Raw genomic sequence first — 17,922 nt, 5'->3', positions numbered from 1 at the left:
CGTGTTACCTCGGAAACTCTTAGGTGATAAAGACCAACTGTATTAGTCGGTTAAGATTTGAAAAGATGGCGCATTATATAGCAAGGTTAATAAATGACCAATTTTATTTGAATGTTCTTTTTAGAATTTAAATACCTTTATATCTTCTCTTATATATAAGTGTTTTATATTTATTTGTTTTTAGTAGATCTTTGTTATTTATTGAGTACCGAATTTCTGTTGATAAGTATCTTAGTTTATTGTTTTGTATGTGTTTTTTGAAGTTATAAGTCGTTACATAAGCTCATCATAAGCCGTGCAGAAGCTATGTATAGCGAGATGAATAACTCCTATGTTATGCACATTGTCATGTTTTCCACATTTCATCCGGGGGGTTGTGAGTAACTTTTACCGGGTATTGTGAAAGTCTTTTCCACATTAGGGGATTTTGTTGTTATTTGGTTTTTACCTGTGAATAAAATTCAATGTATAGCTTATAGAACTTTAAAAAATCGCTGTAATCGACTGAATTTATTGATGAATAGCTGAAATAAAAAATGTGGATAAAACTATGAATAACTGCTTTTTGTAATATGGGGTTGTTGTAGAGCAAGCGGATGGGCAATACGGCGTTGTTCATTGAGTTACAGCCGACTGCCCAAAATATTGAAGAAAAAGGAAGGTTTGAACGTTATTTACCGATACAGAAGCTACTGAAAATGCGACCTAACAGGTCATCGGGGGTGAATTCACCGGTAATTTCGGATAAGTGATTTTGTGCATCTTTGAGGTCTTCCGCGAGTAATTCCCCCGCTCCCATCATCACCAGTTGATCTAGCCCTTTCTCAATAGAGGCTGCCGCTCGATCTAATGCATCCAAATGTCTGCGACGAGCAATAAAGCCGCCTTCGGTGGTGCTTTGGAAGCCCATGCTTTGTTTCAGGTGATCTTTCAGCAGATCAATGCCTTGTTGTTGTTTGGCTGATAGACGAATTACGGTTTGTTGCTGGTCGTTTTCCTTTAGATCGGAGGACTCTCCCGACTGATCGATCTTATTTCGAATGATGGTGATGGGAATGCGCGTTGGTAATTGATGAACCAGTTCTGGCCAAATCTGTTCTGGGTCATCGGATTCAGTTTCGGTACTGTCGACCATCAGCAAGATGCGATCTGCTTTTTCAATTTCTTGCCATGCGCGTTGAATGCCAATTTGCTCTACTTCATCCGGGCTTTCGCGCAGACCGGCGGTATCTATGATATGTAGAGGCATGCCGTCGATGTGGATATGTTCCCTTAAAACGTCGCGAGTGGTGCCGGCAATGGCGGTGACAATGGCGCTGTCTTTACCGGATAACGCATTCAGCAATGACGACTTACCGGCATTGGGGCGTCCGGCAATCACTACCGTCATACCTTCGCGCATCAATGCGCCTTGGTTAGCTTCTGCTTGTACGTTAAACAGATCTTGTTGAATGTTTCTAAGATCCCCCTCCACTTTTCCATCGGCAAGAAAATCGATTTCTTCTTCGGGAAAATCAATGGCGGCTTCCACGTAGATACGTAATTGAATCAGAGATTCCACTAAGGCATTAACACGTTTTGAGAACTCCCCTTGCAGTGAACGCAGTGCACATTTGGCCGCTTGTTCCGATGCGGAATCGATCAGGTCAGCAATGGCTTCAGCCTGGGTAAGATCCATTTTGTCATTAAGAAAGGCGCGTTCCGAAAACTCGCCCGGGTTGGCCATGCGAACACCGGCAGCAACAATGGTGGAAAGTAGCATATCCAGAATGACAGGCCCGCCATGGCCTTGCAGTTCAAGTACGTCTTCACCAGTAAAAGAGTTGGGCCCCGGAAAGAATAAGGCAATGCCTTCGTCTATTTGAGCTCCGTTAAGATCATAAAACGGGCCGTAATGCGCATATCTTGGTTTCAGGCTTTTCTGTGTGAGCTGTTCTGAAAGAGCTTTGGCTTTGGGGCCGGAAATACGGATGATGCCGACGCCTCCGCGACCGGGAGCAGTGGCTTGTGCAGCAATGGTATCTTCAGTGTAAAGTTTAGACATGGGTCAATACGGCTTTTTGGTTCAATGAGAATAATGGATTATAGCGTTTCAAACAGGCTGTAATACATCCCTGGACGCTCAAATAACAGCATCCATGCAGTCAATGGTTTGAAGCTGCTATAAACCCATACGCTTTGGAGAGGTTCTCTAGAAACAAGAAAGGCTCCCGAAGGAGCCTCTCTATACTGCCGATCTAATGATTAACCGGCAATTTGTTTGTTGATGTACCACTGTTGGGCAATCGACAAGATGTTGTTCACCAACCAGTAAAGTACCAAACCAGCCGGGAAGAACATGAAGAAGAAGGTGAACATGATTGGCATCATCTTCATTACTTTCGCCTGAGTTGGGTCTGGCGGTGTTGGGTTCAATGACGTTTGAATGAACATAGTCACACCCATCAAAATAGGAAGAATGAAGAACGGATCTTTCACCGACAGATCCACAATCCACAACATAAATGGAGCTTGGCGAATCTCAACACTTTCAAGCAGTACCCAGTACAAGGCGATGAACACCGGCATTTGTACCAAGATAGGCAGACAGCCACCGAGCGGGTTGATCTTTTCTTTCTGATACAGAGACATCATTTCTTGAGACATCTTCTGACGATCATCGCCATAACGTTCTTTCAGCTCTTGCAGTTTAGGTGCCACACGACGCATGTTGGCCATTGAACGGTAAGAGGCTGCTGATAGCGGGAAGAAGACGGCTTTGATCACGATAGTTACTAGAATGATGGCCAGACCCCAGTTTTGTACGAGGTTGTGGAACATATCCAATAACCAGAACAGAGGTTGAGCTACAAACCACAACCAGCCGTAATCCACGGTTAATTCTAGGCCTTCTGAAATTTCACCTAAGCGATCCTGAATTTTAGGACCCGCAAAAAATTGAAGGCCAACCGTTTCAGTGGTGCCAGGCTCAACGGTAAAACGCTTTCCTGTCATACCGATGATGTACAGACCTTGGTTTTTCAAAACGCGAGTCTGATAGGTATATTCTTCTTTAGATACTGGTATCCAAGCACTGACGAAGTAGTGCTGAAGCATACCTAACCATCCACCTTTGATCTCTTCGCTGAACTTGCTCTCGTCCATGTCATCGAAATCAATTTTAGTGTATGGCTGATCTGGCATGTACAAGGCAGCACCAAGGTAGGCTTGCATGCCCATTGCAGTTCCTTGGCTTGGATCTGCGCTTTTATCACGCTTTAACTGGGCAAAGACATTTGCATTCCAATCTTTGTCCGTTTGGTTATTTACGATGTGTTCAACCTGAACCAGATAATCGCCACGGGTGAAGATGTAGCGCTTAGTGATGGTGATGTTGTCTTTGGTGTAGCTTAAATCAACGCTTAACTTATCTTGGCCTTCGTCCAAACGATATTCGCTTGCTGAGGTTTGATACACCGGACGGGTTTTAGAGGATTTGTCTGGCCCATCTTTGCCGATTAAACCCGATTGTGCGGTGTAGGTACGCGCAGCGGTTTGTTCAAGTAGACGGAATGGCGTGTCTTTTTGTTCAAGTGATACCGGATAGAGAGGCAGTTGAACTTCAATGATGTCGCCACCCAAAGTATCAATCAGTATTTCCTGAGTATCAGTCACCACACGAATTACACGGCTGGTGTTTTCTTTGGTAGCTTGTGCGGCTTGCGGTGCAACTTCAGGTTCTTCGATTACGGTAGGAACATCACTGCTGTTTTCAACAACCGTATCTTCTGCTGGTAACGCCGTTGAGCTATCCGCAACGACAGCAGCCGATGAAACTTGTTGGGTTTGAGCAGGTTGTCCATAGTCTTCATTCCACTGCAGAACCAGTAGGTATGAGACGATAGCCAAACCTAGAACCAATACGACTCTTTGAAAATCCATAATATAGGCCAAACTTCTGTTATCTATGAGTTTGTGAAAAGTGTGATGGTACGTTGGAAATTAAATGCGTTCGTACGAGTCAATTTCTGAGTAACGGATCACGTAAGCTTTTCTTGAAAAGCGCACATTTTATTCATTTGTCACTCGAAGAGCCAGAAATAAGCTACGAAATTGATCGATAGAATAAAAATTAGTCGGAGTTTTCGGATTTAGCTGCTTTCTTGTGTTGCTCCGACAATTTGTGCCAGGCGTATTTGCAGAACTTAGAAATCGCAATGTTGTCTTTGTTTCCAAGACCTGGACGAGCGATAAAGACGATATCAATGCCGGGTAATTTGTCTTGGTTAAGACGATAACAGTCGCGCATGACACGTTTAACACGATTGCGATCAACGGCGAGTTTGACTTTTTTCTTGGCAATAACGAAACCAAGACGGGGATGAGAGTGTTGATTAGGAGAAGCGATGAAGAGGCCGAGTGGGCCAGAGACTTTAAACTGAGAGTGGTTAAAGACCTGGTTATAGTCCCGCGCGGTTAAAAGTCTTAACTGTTTGGGATAACTATAACCAGACATGTAAGCAAAAACTGCAATTAAACAGTTAGAGACTTACGACCTTTAGCGCGACGAGCTGCAAGGACTTTACGGCCGTTTGCAGTTGCCATACGTGCACGGAAACCGTGTGTACGCTTACGCTTAAGTACTGAAGGTTGAAAAGTTCTTTTCATAACTAGCTACCTATGTAAGGCAAATTTAATGTATACATTTCAAATTTGAGGGCGTGAATTCTAGAGAAATATCAACTAAGAGGCAAGTAGGGATTAAAAAATATTCAATTTCTTGGATAAAACGAGCCATTTATCGCCTAAAAAGTCTATTTAACGATAGTTCAGTTGCTTGATGGTCGCCGAAATAAAGGCTGTTTAAGCTTGAATTAGTGCGTAGATACCTTCCAAACGACAACCTGGGCCTTTGTCTGTTTTTACTTCTATTTCAACGGTTAGGCGCGCTTTTCCTTTCTCTTTATAGGTCTCAATGAACTGTTGGAATTGGGCTTCGTCCATTTTTGCCTGAGCTACCAGGTCGGTCGCGACAGGTTTTTGATAATGAATGTGTGCCTCGGCAATGACTAAATCGCCTTGAGGCAACCACTGTCCTGAGACTTTGGTATGAATCAGAGTCCATCCGGTAAGCAATGCGATGGATGATAAGCTGCCACCAAAGGCCGTGCCGTGCATGTTGCTGTTATTGCTTAATGGGGCTTTAAGAGTGAGTGAGCGTTTACCAATATCAACCACTTCCACACCCATGGCTTTCGCGAGTGGAATATTTTTGTGGAGGTATTCTTTGATTTCTTCTTTGCTCATGGACTCACCTTCAAATTAGCTGGGCAAGTATATAGCTAACTTTAAGAATAGCGAACTGATAGAGGTCAGGAATTGTTAGTTTGGTTTAATCGGGCGACGACACGCTCGCCATGACAATGCCCATTTCAATCCAAAGAGTGACTTTGTAACCGTTCAAATATTGAGTAACGGGTTGATCACCTGCTTCGATATTGGGTAAGCCTTTGAAGTGTTCCGGGTTGTAAGTGGTTTGGAAAAGCGTGGTTACGTCACCTTGCTCCGTTTGATAACGGATCTGTACCGCACTGACAGTACCAATGGAGCAATATCGGCCGCCGATAAGCGTACCTTGCGGTTTAAAGAGGTGCGAGTGATAAGGTCGAAAGTCGAGCATGTCAAAGTAGCTGACCAGCTCTTCAAAATGATTTGTTTTAAGTTCCAGCGGCTTCAGCTTTCTATGATTGAAGGTGATTTCTTCTGCGATATCGCGGATTAACTGATTGGTGTTATACACAGTTGTGTTGTGAGTAACTTGTTGATCGTGTTCTGTCAGTTGCTTTTGGTAATGGTATTTGGACAGTAGATGGCCAGAGACAAAACCAACTAGAAGTACCGAGAACAAGCCAATTGCTAAAGATAGTGACCGTCTGCTGCCCTTTTCTTCAGGCGCAGGAGAGGGGCTGTCCGCCGTTTCCTGTTTCGGCTGATAGCTGCGCTGAAGATGATCCAAACCTGTTCGTTGTTCATCATCTAACTTGATTTGTTGATAGTGGGCTTTTAACGCCTGTTTTAGGGTTTTCTTCTCGGTCATGTATTCGATCTAATATGATGTAAGCTCGCTTGTATTGCTTCATGTTTGGCTAAAAATTGTTCTGCTTTTTTACGAATCCGGTGTAATTTGGATAATAAGGTGCCTCTTGGTTTACCGGTTACTTCCGATAATTCCTGAACGGTATAGCCTTCCACAGCCCAATAATAAAGTAATTCATTTTCTTCCGCATTGAGGTGTTCAGTGAAGGCGATGACTTCCTGCTCATTGATGAGAAGCTCTTCCAAACAATTGGTATCCAGTTCCAAAAAATTGTCTACGGTGGAGGTGGATTGCTTGTCGTTATCATGAAGTTTTGCCGATACTGCTTCCTCATAAAACACTTCTTTCTGGTGGGCTGACGACTTAATTTGATCAATAAAGGCATTTTTTATTGAACGTTTAAGATACGCCATCGCCTCTTGTTTTGGGGAGTTCAATCGCAGGTAACGTTCGACGCAGGTGTAGACCAAGTCATAGGCATCGTCTTTGTTACGAGTCAAAGCATAAGCGTATTGGTACAGCTTGTTCAGTTGTTGTTCATTAAACATGATTCATCCCCTCCCAGGTTTGAATGCTCGTTATTTGTAGAGACACGAGGTGTCTGAGTTGTTAGAGCATGCTTACTGAGATGTTGGGATCGCCATTGAGTTCCCCTAACCGTTGTTTTCTCTAGACGACTGATCAGGGTATTTGATTGCTTTCAGGTGGATAAAATGTTGATTAATTGGATAAGAAATAAGGCGCTGCTGATACGTGGGTGTATCAGCAGCGGGTCAAAACATTAATGGCTTAAGCGTCTTGTTTCGAAAGGAAGTTGGCAATCGCACTATCTAGGCTCATTAAGCCTTGCTCGATGTCTTCCTCCGGAATGATCAACGAGGGAGCCAGACGCATCACGTTCGGGCCGGCGACTAAAATCATCAAGCCTTGTTCCAGTGCTTCGCTGAGTAAGTCTTTTGCTTTGCCATGGAAGGCTTCTTTCAGTTCGCAACCAATCAGTAATCCAGAGCCACGAATGTCAGAAAAAATCTTGTGACGTTCGTTGATACGATCCAAACCATCCATAAACTTACGATGTTTGGTTTTAACGTTATCCAATAATTGACGGTCGGAAATGATATCCACCACAACTTCGGCTACGGCACAACCTAAAGGATTCCCCCCATAAGTACTGCCATGAGTACCCACTACAAGAGCACTCGCGATTTCAGTGGTAGTGAGCATGGCGCCAATCGGGAAGCCGCCGCCAATGCCTTTGGCAGTGGTTAAAATGTCAGGAACGACGTCATAACCTTGGTAGGCGTATAGTTCACCCGTTCGACCGGCACCGGTTTGAATCTCATCAAAGATCAATAATGCATTGTGTTTATCACACAACTCGCGCAAGCCTTTCAGGAAGTCTTTCGATGCCGCTTTTACACCACCCTCGCCTTGAATCGGTTCGATGATCACTGCGCAGGTGTTGTCTGAAATCAGCGCTTCAACCGACGATAAGTCGTTGTACGTGGCATGATTAATATCGGCTGGCAGAGGACCAAAACCGTCAGAGTATTTAGCTTGGCCACCGGCAGAAACGGTAAACAAGGTTCTGCCATGGAAAGAACTCTCAAAGGAGATTATCTGAGTTTTTTCAGCCCCGAAATTATCGAAGGCATACTTACGAGCCAGTTTTAATGCCGCTTCATTGGCTTCAGCACCGGAGTTCGCAAAGTAGACTTTTTCTGCGAAGGTTAATTCGGTGAGTTTTTTGGCCAATCGTAACGCCGGTTGATTGGTCATGACGTTGCTGACATGCCATAGGTTTTCGGCTTGTTGTTGCAGTCGTTGAACTAACTTAGGATGACAATGGCCTAGGCAGGAAACTGCAATTCCACCGGCTAAATCAATGTATTCGTTGTTGTTTTCATCCCATACTCGGCTGCCTTTGCCACGTACAGGCACAACAGCAAGGGGCGAATAATTAGGAACCATGACATCATCGAATGTCGATCTGTTCGTCATTGTTATACAGACCTCAATAAAAAATGTTCGTTAAGGATTGGCTGTTGGGATGTTTGTTGTCCGACCTCTGACTTGTGTCATTAAGGCGTTATTTTCAGGTTAATGCCTGGTATCGGTGAGGATGGAAAAGAGACTCCATGTTGGTACATGGTTGTGGTTGGATACGCGCAATAGTCGGCCGAATACCATCCCCCTGGTCGATGATTACTGCTTAGTCCCACGCCGCCGTAGGGTGCTGCCCCACTCACGCCAGTAATCGGTTGGTTCCAGTTAACTACACCCGACTGGATTGTGCAATCAAATTCATCAAACTGAGCCTGATTATCACTAATTAAACCGGAAGTAAGTATGTACTTACTTTTATTGGCGAGATCAATGGCTTCGTCAAACGATGAATAGCGGCACACTTGGAGAATAGGACCAAATATTTCCTGATCGAATGTCTCTTTAATGGACGTGATATCCAGCAAACCAGGGCTCATAAATGCGCTTTTTTCATCGGCTTGATGTGCACTGAGTAGGACATGAGCGCCTTTCGAAAGTAGCAGTTGTTGTTGCTTAAGTATGCTCTTCGCCGAGGCAAGATTAATCACAGGCCCCATAAAGGGAGCAGGTTGCTCATGATAATGACCAATCATTAATAGATGGGACTGTTCGATCAACTGTTCAAGCAAGTGATCTCCGAACGTGCTGTCCGGAAGGTAGAGACGGCGTGCGTTTGAACAACGTTGTCCGGATGAAATAAATGCGGAATGAAGAATGTGGTAGAGCGCAGCTTGGGTGTTCTGCACTTCCCCAATAATTAAAGGGTTGTTAGCACTCATATTCAGACAGACTAATTTATCCGGCGTTGTCGCGAGTGTTTCGTTGATGGAGATACCGGTTGTTGTGGTGCCGGTAAAAAGCACGCCATTAATGTCAGGATGATGTGTTAAGTGGTGGCCGACGTTGGCATCCCCTTGCAGTACATTAATCACCCCGCCGGGAATGCCTGTACTTTGCCAGAGCTGCGCCAACAGATCCGAGACTTTCGGTGTGCGCTCGCTGCCCTTGAAAATAATGGTGTTACCGGCCAATAAGGCGGGGATTATATAGCCGGTAGCGATGGATGCAGGAAAAGCAAACGATGTCAGTACAGCCAGCGCTCCATGCGGTTTATGCCTTAATTGAATATGACCACCGGAGGTGGCCATCACCCGTTCTCCGGTTCGTTGGAGATAGGCTTCAAAGGCCAGTTCGGCCTTTCCTGCGACCGCTTGAATTTCCAGCTGGGCTTCCCAGTATGGGCGGCCGGTGTCATGGCACAGTGCTTCGATCAGCACATCCTTATGCTGCTTAATGACTTGTTCAAAACGATGCAGGTATTTCAAACGTTCTGAAATGTCGAGCTTTCGCCAGTGCTCAAAGGCCATTCGGGCGGCCTGAACCGCTTGATTTACCTGATCTCCACTGGCACTGTAGCCTTCCCAAATGACTTGCTGGGAGGCCGGTTCTTTGGAGATAAATTTCTCGCCCAAACCGACTTGCCATTGACCGTTGATAAGTAAATCGTGACAGGCTTTCATAATGTGCCTCTCTGTTCGTAACTAGCTCAGCATGTTAGCGTCTTTGGCATAGAGGCTGGCCAGTGTTACTGTTTGATTCTCTAACAGCAATCCATCAATGATGTTCTGCGGCAGATAGAGTTGCTCGCCATCAAGTCGATAACTGAAGCATAGACGACAGCGATAGTCTTCCAGCTTTTGGTTAGATAACAGAATAGGCGCTTGTTCCGACGGTAAATCAGCCGGGTCAGTCGCTACTGCGGTTAACTGTTGAGCCTGCTTAATTAAGCGCAAGTCGTCGATGTAGGCTTCCATCACAGGCCCGCCATCGAAGATCGCCACATAGTTCTCATACCTCAACCCTTCTTGCTTAAGCATTTCTAAAGCTGGTTGCGTATTGGGATGAACTTTACCGATGCAATTGCGCGCGGATTCTGCAAGCAGGTGACTGTACACAGGATATTTAGGCATCAATTCCGCAATGATGGATCGATGACCACGTCCTGTTAAAAAGTCAATGCGTTCAAATTCCATGTTGAAGAACTTTTTACCGAGGTCGTCCCAAAACGGTGAATGGCCTTGTTCATCATTGAAACCTCGCATTTCAGCAAAAAGTTTCTCGCCGAATAATTCACGAAACTGTCGAATGAATAAGAAGCGACAGCGACTCAACAACGGACCGTTTTTATGGCCACGGGCATCAGGGTGGACCAACAGTGAACACAATTCGGAGTAACCTATTTGATCATTGGTTAAGAATAATGTTGGAGTATTGGTATAGATATTGATGTCGCGACAGGCATGTACCATCTGGCTGACGCGGTAGGTATACCAAGGCTCATCCCAACCTATCGATGCTTCAATACCACACACGCCAAGGGCCCGATCGTCATCATTGGCGAGGACAAATAAATAGCTGGCTTGTTCACGTGGAATGCTTTGCTGAAAGGATTCTACTGCACGATCAATTTTCTGAGCTAAATAGTCTCGATCGGCCGGTAAGCTGTTCATCCCTACTCCAGCGGCTTTCGCTAAATCATAGAGGGCATCTAAATCTTTGTGAGCGATGGGACGTACGATCATAGTGTCTCCTCCCCTGAATGAGCAGGCACATAGCGAATCCATTCTTGTGGATTAATGTTCAGTACGTTTTCTATTGATTCCAAATTCCACTCACTTTCAAAGTTGCCATAGATGGCCATAGGGTGATGTTTCTGGGTGTTCATGACGATGCACGGCTGGGTGTTCGAATGAAAATGTTCGAGACGAATACGGGCATTCTCATTAAAGGTATGGCCTGAGTTGTTCTGACAAATCAGGCATGGCCCCCCATCGAAGATATCGAGGTGTTGTGATGGTGCAAATCCTTCCCGTAGAAACAGTTGGTAGTAATCCAACAGATCTTGTTGAGGTTCGCCCAAAGTGGCTTGGGTGGTGTTGGAAAGCAGGTTTTTATAGAGCGGATGATTGGGCATCAGTTGCGCAATTAAGGCTTTATCTTCAATGCTGGCATGGTAACAAGCCTGCTCCAAGGTCATTTGGAAGAAGTGTTGTCCCAGATCTTTCCACAAGGGCGAATGACCGCGCTCGTCTTTAAAGCCGGGAAATTCGATCAGTAAAGCAGAACTGAACAGTTCCGTGTGCTCGGCCATATACAACAGCACGCCCTGCACCATCAAACTGATGGCCTGACTGTTTCTGTGCTCCGCTAATAACGTCATCGAATGTAATTGAGAAAACCCGGCCAGTTCGTGAGATTGATACAGAACAGGGATCTTTTCTTTGACTTTAAGTCGGTAGCTGGCATTGATCAGCGTTTCTTGCCGATAGCTGTAGAAGGGTTCTTTTTGGCCTGTGTAGGGTTCAACGGCAACGGTACCTACGACCACTGCATCCTGTTCAGGTTCTGAAGTATAACAAACCACCCACAAGTAATTGGATGCAAAATTCTTAGTCTTAATGGCTTGGCTGCCAGACGGTAATGCGTTGTTGGGTTGGCGAAAAGCTTCTTCGCTCTGTTGAATAAACAGCCTTAATTGATGGGCTTCTTTCGGCAGACTGGCTTGGCGTACGCCCTGATTGCAGGCTAATGCCAATATAGTGTCCAAATCGGTTTGTTTGGCTGGTCTAAGAGAATACATCCAAAAGTCTCTGTGTTGTTTTGTTGTGGTTCATTGAGGAGGTGTAGTAATGCCCTCCCCGAAATAAAGCGCTATATAGTAAAGATGTTTAACTCAGGCTCTAGAGAAATCGTGTAATAGAGTGTAGTTCAGATAAATGGTTCCAAGAAAGTCTTGACCTTAAATCTGTTTATATGTTTGTTGGTAATATTGTGGATAAGTTCTTGATAAGCTGTTCTTAATGGGTTGTTAACTATTGTAAGTATATGAAATATAAATAATTAACTGTTATTGGTGTTTTCTTTAGAGGTGAAAATATTTGTGGATATCTGTGTTGGTAGAGCGGATTTTTGTTGTCTCTAGACTATAGTTTTAGGTACAATTTTGCGGCTGTATTGAATTTGGAGTGTGTTGTGTCTGTTGAGCTATGGAAGCACTGTTTAGGTTGCTTAGAGCAAGAATTGCCTTCTCAGCAATTTAATACCTGGTTAAGGCCATTAGAAGTGGAAGGTGACGAAAAAGAGCTCGTTATCATTGCTCCGAACCGTTTTATTCGAGACTGGGTTTTCGACAAGTTTTTAAGTCGGATTTCAGGGTTAATGATGGAGTTTTCCAGCTCTGCTCCACCTCGACTAACCTTCGAAGTGCGTCAAGGCGGTCGTGCTAACTTCGGTATGGCTCGCCCTAGCAGACCAACCAATAATCGCTTTAGTAACCAGTCAGTCAGCTCTGCATCGAATTCACAAGCGCCACACTCCGCGCCAATGAATTCTCATGCTCAATCGTCAGATACCGGTGAACCAGCGTTTACTCCACCGCAGGGAATGTACTCCAATCAGCGTATGCCTAATTGGTCCGATGCGCAGGCTACTTCCTCTGCGCCTCGAGCAGACAGGGAAAACCTATCGGACAGTGATTCAGAAATCAGTGTCGAATCTGCCATGCAGACCTTGGCTTCTTCAGGTCGTGACTATGCAGAAAGTGATTTCGGGGATCAGCATAATTATGCCGATCAGATGAATATGTCATCCCCTGCTCCGGCATATGCTTCAGTATTAGAGAATACCTCCGCGATCGTGCATTCGTCAGGACAAAGCTTTGGTAGTAATGCGTACTCGCATCAGAGTCATTCAAATCAACACCATCCTCATAGCCTCACTCAGAATCCTATGGCGGCGGCGCGTGAATCGAATGCTGCAATTAAGTCTCAACCTTATGAAACCAATCTGGATCGAAACTTAACCTTTGAAACCTTTGTTGAAGGTAAGTCGAACCAGTTAGCATTAGCCGCATCGCTGCAGGTGGCGGAAAGTCCGGGTGGCAGCAATAACCCACTGTTCTTATACGGTGGTGTGGGCTTAGGTAAAACCCATTTGATGCAAGCCATCGGTAATTATATGTTGAAGAAGAATCCAAATGCACGGATTCTCTACCTTCGTTCTGAGCAGTTTGTTGCCGACATGGTTCGAGCATTACAACTCAATGCCATTACCGAGTTTAAGCGTTACTACCGCCAGGTTGACGCGCTATTGATTGATGACATTCAATTTTTCTCTGGTAAAGAGCGGTCTCAAGAAGAATTCTTCCATACCTTCAGTGCGCTGTTGGAAGCCGGTCAACAAGTCATCATGACTTCGGATCGTTTTCCAAAAGAAATTGATGGTGTGGATGATCGTTTGCGTTCCCGTTTCGGTTGGGGGTTGACCTTTGCTGTCGAGCCTCCGGAGTTAGAAACGCGAGTGGCGATTCTTAAGAAGAAAGCCGAAGAACAACGTGTGGATCTGAAAGATGAATCGGCCTTCTTTATTGCACGTCGAATTCGTTCCAATGTTCGTGAACTGGAAGGTGCGTTGAAGCGTGTGATTGCTAACGCCCACTTTACCGGCAGCGAAATCACCCCTGACTTTATTAAAGAATCGTTGAAGGACTTGTTAGCGCTTCAAGACAAACAAGTCAGTATTGATAACATTCAGAAGACGGTGGCCGATTATTTCGACATTCGTCAGAAGGACATTAATTCCAAACGCCGAACGCGTTCGATTGCGCGACCGCGACAGATCGCAATGACCCTTTCCAAAGAGTTAACCAATCACAGTTTGCCGGAAATTGGTGAAGCCTTTGGTGGTCGTGATCATACAACCGTTTTACATGCCTGCCGTAAGATTAATGAGTTGAAGAGCTCGGATGCAGACATGGCCGATGACTACGGCAAGTTGATTCGAATGCTGACAACTTGATGCCGCATGTATTTCGAGTGGTTGCTGCCCTTCTTCGTCTCTATTCGATGTAAATCTTAGTGATAAGGTTTTCTAAAAATACCCAGTTAACTTACTGATACTCTATACTTTTGTTGATTTTAGAAGTTAGCTTGGTTTGCTGATAGAAGATGGATAGCATCAGTCGGTAAATTAGTGAATAATAGAACGCATTATTATTTTTAAATTTAAAAATATTTTCAGATAAAAAGAGAGCGGGAGCTAATGAAATTTTCAATTTCCAGGGAAGCTCTATTAAAACCTTTGCAGTTGGTTGCAGGGGTTGTTGAGCGAAGACACACACTGCCTATTTTGTCGAACATTTTGATGGTATTGGAAGACGGTCAACTTAAGTTGACGGGAACCGATCTTGAGGTGGAATTGGTAGGTGCTTTGTCGCTTGAAGAACCGGGTGAATCCGGTCAAATTACCGTTCCTGCTCGTAAGCTACTGGACATCTGTAAATCTCTTCCTGATCAGTCGGTGATAGAGTTTTCTACAGACGGTGCTAAAGCTCAGGTGAAAGCGGGTCGCAGTCGTTTCGTATTAGCTACCTTGCCAGCCGATGATTTTCCTAATGTGGAAGAAAGCACGGCTGACTTAAACTTCACCATGAAAGCCGAAGATCTTAAAAATCAATTTGATCAGACCAGCTTTGCTATGGCACAACAAGACGTGCGTTATTATCTCAATGGCATGTTGTTGGAAGTAACTCAAGGTGTGGTGCGTACAGTAGCAACCGATGGTCACCGTTTGGCGATGTCAGACAGTACTGCTGATGTTGCATGTGATAAGAAGCAAGTAATTGTGCCTCGTAAAGGTGTGATTGAGCTTCAACGCTTGTTAGGTGAGAGTGATGAGCTAATCACAGTTACCGTTGGTTCTAATCACATTCGAATTAATGCTGGTGATTATCTGTTTACCTCTAAGTTGGTGGAAGGCAAATTCCCGGATTATGAGCGCGTTGTCCCGAAAGGCGGTGATAAGGTGCTGTGTGGTTCTCGCCAAGAACTGCGTCAGGTTTTTCAGCGTACTGCGATTCTATCGAATGAAAAATATCGTGGTGTGCGTTTGATTGCAGAACCAGCGTCATTGCAGGTGATTGCCAATAACCCGGAACAAGAACAAGCGGAAGAGACCGTAACTGTTGATTATGAAGGCGAGCGCTTAGAAATCGGTTTCAACGTAACCTATTTGTTAGATGTGTTAAATGCGTTGTCGGGCGATCAAGTTAAGTTAACGTTGTCGAACCCCAACAGCAGTGCGTTGGTAGAAGATTTTGACGGTGGCAGTTCCGTTTATGTTGTGATGCCAATGAAGCTGTAAGCTAGAATATTACCTTAGACTACTTCTAAAGCCGGAATTAAGTTCCGGCTTTTTTATGCCCTGCGCTTCTGCACTTTTATACGCTTTTCTCTCTTTTTTAGTCTTTCGTCTTACCCGTTTGGGTAGGGTTCGATCTACCTGAAATCCTTTACCATTGGTCAGAATTGACCTGTTTATTGTGGGATATCTTTCTATAATCAGGATTAGAGTAAGGAATTCAATTGCTTCATTAAAAAGGTGCTGGCTCTCGATTCCAAGCATTGCTCAAAAAGAAACCTCGTAACAAAAATAATTATTGAGGAAACAACATGAAAGCTATAACCCAATGGGCAGCTCGCTTTGCGGTTGCTATCTCCCTTTCTATTGTCAGTTCAACGGCTTCAGCTTGGTGCTGGTTCTTTTGTGATGACAATAGCGACTATGCCAAAACCAAATATCCGATTGTACTCGTACACGGCATGTTGGGCTTTGACAGTGTATTAGGCATGGATTACTTCTACGGTGTGGAAGATGCGCTTGAAGACAAAGGTGCTAAGGTATTTCCTGTGCAAGTAACAGCATTGGATTCGTCTGAAGCTCGTGGTGAAGAATTACTGACTCAAGTTCAGCAGATTCTTGCAGTGACCGGTGCACAAAAAGTTAACCTGATTGGGCACAGTCACGGTGGGCCAACGGCACGTTATGTGGCATCGGTTCGTCCTGATTTGGTGGCGTCTGTAACCAGTGTTGGCAGCCCACACAAAGGTTCTGATGTAGCTGACTTAGTTCAAGATATTTCAGATGGCAGTCAAGTGGTTACAGTGGCCGTGAGTGCTATCGTTAATGGCTTGGGCAGTTTGATTAATTTGCTGTCGAATAATCCAACGGATGGTAATCAGGATTCTTTAGCAACCTTGGCGTCTTTGAATTCTGAAGGTGCTGCTGCTTTTAACGCTCAATACCCAGAAGGTATCCCGAGCAATTATTGCGGTGAAGGTGATCATGTAGCATCTAACGGTGTACGTTATTACTCTTGGAGTGGTACCTCTCCTTATACCAACGTGTTTGATCCAGCAGACCCATTCCTGTTGCTTGCCTCTGGTGCTTTCGCATTGAAATCTGGTGAAGCAAACGATGGTCTGGTTGGTCGTTGTAGTTCGCATTTAGGAGATGTAATTCGCGACAACTACTCGATGAATCACCTTGACGAAATCAACGGTTTCATCGGTGTTCATCACTTGTTTGAAACGGACCCTGTAACGGTTTATGAGCAACAAGCTAACCGTCTTAAGAAGGCTGGTCTGTAAATCATGTGATTCTACGGTGCTTGCTAACTCATTGTTCGATGTAGATAGTTATCGTAACTGTAGTTATCCATAAATGGTCTTCGAATGAATGGCCTTCAGACAAAAAATCCTCATTTCTAGTCATAGATATGAGGATTTTTTTTGTCGTTTGTTTGTTAGAATGGATGACGTTGAATAATGGATTGAAGGCCCCTTTTCTATGCTCATCACTCAATTAAAGATTGATGGTTTACGTAATCTTAAACAGTGCTCTGTGTCCTTTGATCCCATCAGAAAAGTCTCTCTTTTTATTGGTAATAATGGGGCAGGCAAAACCAGTGTCCTTGAAGCTATTCATTGTTTGGCGACGGGCAACAGCTTTCGCTCCTCCTCTCTCAAGCATTTAATTGCACAAGGGGTTGATGCTTACACCATATTTTCTAAATCCTACCTTTCCCATTCTGACTCTGATCTAGCCATTGGTGTTACTAAAAATAAAGATGGTAAAGGCGAAGCGCGGCTCAATGGTGAAAAGATTAAATCGCAAGAAACCATCAGTTCGTTATTACCTGTGATAGTGTTAGAGCCGGGTTCGTTTGATCTTGTGATTGGAAGCCCTGAATATCGTCGCCGTTTCATGGATTGGGGGGTGTTTCACGTGAAACATGAGTTTTGGTCGCTGGCCTCTCGATTTAAAAAGGCGGCCAAACAACGTAACGCCCTGCTCCGTTCTCATGCGGCTCCATCGCTTATTCGAACATTTACTCGTCAGTTGGTGAATTTGGCAGACTCTATGTCGGAAGCTCGACTTGAGTACTTTGGCGCACTAAAAGATGAATTTGAACGCGTTGTAGCGCAATTAACTGATTTAGAAAACGTCGAGATAAGATATAATAGGGGATGGTCTAAAGAAGTAGATTATGCGGACTATCTAGACGCAAATTTAGAAAAAGACTTGGAAGCCGGTTATACCCGATACGGACCACATCGGGCTGATTTGATCATTCGAGTGAATGGTCTACCTGTAAAAGAAGTCCTCTCTCGAGGACAGTTAAAGCTTCTGGTCTGCGCTTTGGTATTGGCGCAATGCCGTCTTTTTGAACGGCATGGAAACAACGAAACACTCTTGCTGTTAGATGACCTGCCTTCTGAATTAGATGAAGAGCATCGTAATAAGGTTCTGCAACAGTTGATAGCCATGGGCCGTCAGGTGTTTATGACATCGGTTGATCTCGGTGGTTTTAGCAGAACGATTTTAGAACAGACTCAAGTGTTTCACGTGAAACAAGGGAAGATAACAGCAAGCACTGATTAGAATGTGCTAAGAGGAATGTT

At 44.5% G+C, this 17,922-nt stretch carries 15 protein-coding genes and 1 pseudogene; 5 read left to right on the top strand and 11 right to left on the bottom strand.

The annotated features are described in order from the left end of the window. Positions 1-670: 670 nt before the first annotated feature. The 11 genes from mnmE to ACFOEK_RS16710 form a co-directional block, all read right to left on the bottom strand. Positions 671-2,044: a tRNA uridine-5-carboxymethylaminomethyl(34) synthesis GTPase MnmE gene (gene mnmE, locus ACFOEK_RS16760; protein ID WP_386722619.1), complete on the bottom strand. Its 1,374-nt coding sequence runs from the start codon at positions 2,042-2,044 to the stop codon at positions 671-673. A gap of 200 nt (positions 2,045-2,244) precedes the next feature. Continuing rightward, complete coding sequence (gene yidC / locus ACFOEK_RS16755) at positions 2,245-3,921, bottom strand: membrane protein insertase YidC (protein ID WP_386722618.1); 1,677 nt, start codon at positions 3,919-3,921, stop codon at positions 2,245-2,247. A 190-nt stretch (positions 3,922-4,111) separates the two neighbouring features. After that, complete coding sequence (rnpA, locus tag ACFOEK_RS16750; protein ID WP_386722617.1) at positions 4,112-4,495, bottom strand: ribonuclease P protein component; 384 nt, start codon at positions 4,493-4,495, stop codon at positions 4,112-4,114. A gap of 17 nt (positions 4,496-4,512) precedes the next feature. Further along, positions 4,513-4,647: a 50S ribosomal protein L34 gene (rpmH, locus tag ACFOEK_RS16745; RefSeq protein ID WP_284383084.1), complete on the bottom strand. Its 135-nt coding sequence runs from the start codon at positions 4,645-4,647 to the stop codon at positions 4,513-4,515. Between the two features lie 195 nt (positions 4,648-4,842). Continuing rightward, complete coding sequence (locus ACFOEK_RS16740) at positions 4,843-5,286, bottom strand: YiiD C-terminal domain-containing protein (RefSeq protein WP_386722616.1); 444 nt, start codon at positions 5,284-5,286, stop codon at positions 4,843-4,845. Between the two features lie 85 nt (positions 5,287-5,371). Beyond that, the gene (locus ACFOEK_RS16735; protein WP_386722615.1) at positions 5,372-6,076 is read right to left on the bottom strand and encodes a hypothetical protein; all 705 of its coding nucleotides are present in this window, start codon (positions 6,074-6,076) and stop codon (positions 5,372-5,374) included. After that, a complete protein-coding gene (locus ACFOEK_RS16730; protein ID WP_386722614.1) occupies positions 6,073-6,624 on the bottom strand; it encodes an RNA polymerase sigma factor in 552 nt (183 codons plus the stop codon). The genes ACFOEK_RS16735 and ACFOEK_RS16730 overlap by 4 nt, the downstream gene beginning before the upstream one ends. A 241-nt stretch (positions 6,625-6,865) precedes the next feature. Further along, the gene (locus tag ACFOEK_RS16725; protein WP_386722613.1) at positions 6,866-8,077 is read right to left on the bottom strand and encodes an aspartate aminotransferase family protein; all 1,212 of its coding nucleotides are present in this window, start codon (positions 8,075-8,077) and stop codon (positions 6,866-6,868) included. 80 nt (positions 8,078-8,157) lie between these two features. Continuing rightward, the gene (locus ACFOEK_RS16720) at positions 8,158-9,642 is read right to left on the bottom strand and encodes a succinylglutamate-semialdehyde dehydrogenase (RefSeq protein WP_386722612.1); all 1,485 of its coding nucleotides are present in this window, start codon (positions 9,640-9,642) and stop codon (positions 8,158-8,160) included. A gap of 21 nt (positions 9,643-9,663) precedes the next feature. Then, a complete protein-coding gene (gene astA, locus ACFOEK_RS16715; protein WP_386722611.1) occupies positions 9,664-10,704 on the bottom strand; it encodes an arginine N-succinyltransferase in 1,041 nt (346 codons plus the stop codon). Continuing rightward, on the bottom strand, positions 10,701-11,762 hold the full coding sequence (locus ACFOEK_RS16710) for an arginine N-succinyltransferase (protein WP_386722610.1): 1,062 nt from the start codon (positions 11,760-11,762) through the stop codon (positions 10,701-10,703). The genes astA and ACFOEK_RS16710 overlap by 4 nt, the downstream gene beginning before the upstream one ends. Before the next feature lie 392 nt (positions 11,763-12,154). On the opposite strand from ACFOEK_RS16710, the pseudogene ACFOEK_RS21245 reads away from it, so the two are divergent. From ACFOEK_RS21245 to recF, 5 genes and pseudogenes are all read left to right on the top strand, one after another. Then, positions 12,155-12,331 (top strand): annotated as a pseudogene (locus tag ACFOEK_RS21245) (DnaA N-terminal domain-containing protein); the annotation flags it as partial. 432 nt (positions 12,332-12,763) lie between these two features. Then, positions 12,764-13,978: a chromosomal replication initiator protein DnaA gene (gene dnaA / locus ACFOEK_RS16705; RefSeq protein WP_449280230.1), complete on the top strand. Its 1,215-nt coding sequence runs from the start codon at positions 12,764-12,766 to the stop codon at positions 13,976-13,978. 243 nt (positions 13,979-14,221) lie between these two features. Next, complete coding sequence (gene dnaN / locus ACFOEK_RS16700) at positions 14,222-15,322, top strand: DNA polymerase III subunit beta (RefSeq protein WP_386722608.1); 1,101 nt, start codon at positions 14,222-14,224, stop codon at positions 15,320-15,322. 308 nt (positions 15,323-15,630) lie between these two features. Further along, on the top strand, positions 15,631-16,608 hold the full coding sequence (locus ACFOEK_RS16695) for a lipase family alpha/beta hydrolase (protein ID WP_386722607.1): 978 nt from the start codon (positions 15,631-15,633) through the stop codon (positions 16,606-16,608). Positions 16,609-16,807: 199 nt separating this feature from the next. Further along, complete coding sequence (gene recF / locus ACFOEK_RS16690; RefSeq protein ID WP_386722606.1) at positions 16,808-17,902, top strand: DNA replication/repair protein RecF; 1,095 nt, start codon at positions 16,808-16,810, stop codon at positions 17,900-17,902. The last annotated feature ends 20 nt before the right edge of the window (positions 17,903-17,922 follow it).

Source organism: Litoribrevibacter euphylliae, from assembly GCF_042646085.1.
GTDB lineage: Bacteria > Pseudomonadota > Gammaproteobacteria > Pseudomonadales > Litoribrevibacteraceae > Litoribrevibacter > Litoribrevibacter euphylliae.
This window is presented reverse-complemented; position numbering and strand designations above follow the sequence as displayed.

Bases quoted from the DNA above. Each gene is read 5' to 3' on its own strand.
- mnmE (WP_386722619.1), bottom strand. From the start codon at position 2,044: ATGTCTAAACTTTACACTGAAGATACCATTGCTGCACAAGCCACTGCT.
- dnaN (WP_386722608.1), top strand. From the start codon at position 14,222: ATGAAATTTTCAATTTCCAGGGAAGCTCTATTAAAACCTTTGCAGTTG.
- rnpA (WP_386722617.1), bottom strand. From the start codon at position 4,495: ATGTCTGGTTATAGTTATCCCAAACAGTTAAGACTTTTAACCGCGCGG.
- ACFOEK_RS16730 (WP_386722614.1), bottom strand. From the start codon at position 6,624: ATGTTTAATGAACAACAACTGAACAAGCTGTACCAATACGCTTATGCT.
- dnaA (WP_449280230.1), top strand. From the start codon at position 12,764: ATGTCATCCCCTGCTCCGGCATATGCTTCAGTATTAGAGAATACCTCC.
- rpmH (WP_284383084.1), bottom strand. From the start codon at position 4,647: ATGAAAAGAACTTTTCAACCTTCAGTACTTAAGCGTAAGCGTACACAC.
- ACFOEK_RS16725 (WP_386722613.1), bottom strand. From the start codon at position 8,077: ATGACGAACAGATCGACATTCGATGATGTCATGGTTCCTAATTATTCG.
- yidC (WP_386722618.1), bottom strand. From the start codon at position 3,921: ATGGATTTTCAAAGAGTCGTATTGGTTCTAGGTTTGGCTATCGTCTCA.
- ACFOEK_RS16720 (WP_386722612.1), bottom strand. From the start codon at position 9,642: ATGAAAGCCTGTCACGATTTACTTATCAACGGTCAATGGCAAGTCGGT.
- ACFOEK_RS16740 (WP_386722616.1), bottom strand. From the start codon at position 5,286: ATGAGCAAAGAAGAAATCAAAGAATACCTCCACAAAAATATTCCACTC.
- recF (WP_386722606.1), top strand. From the start codon at position 16,808: ATGCTCATCACTCAATTAAAGATTGATGGTTTACGTAATCTTAAACAG.
- ACFOEK_RS16710 (WP_386722610.1), bottom strand. From the start codon at position 11,762: ATGTATTCTCTTAGACCAGCCAAACAAACCGATTTGGACACTATATTG.
- astA (WP_386722611.1), bottom strand. From the start codon at position 10,704: ATGATCGTACGTCCCATCGCTCACAAAGATTTAGATGCCCTCTATGAT.
- ACFOEK_RS16735 (WP_386722615.1), bottom strand. From the start codon at position 6,076: ATGACCGAGAAGAAAACCCTAAAACAGGCGTTAAAAGCCCACTATCAA.
- ACFOEK_RS16695 (WP_386722607.1), top strand. From the start codon at position 15,631: ATGAAAGCTATAACCCAATGGGCAGCTCGCTTTGCGGTTGCTATCTCC.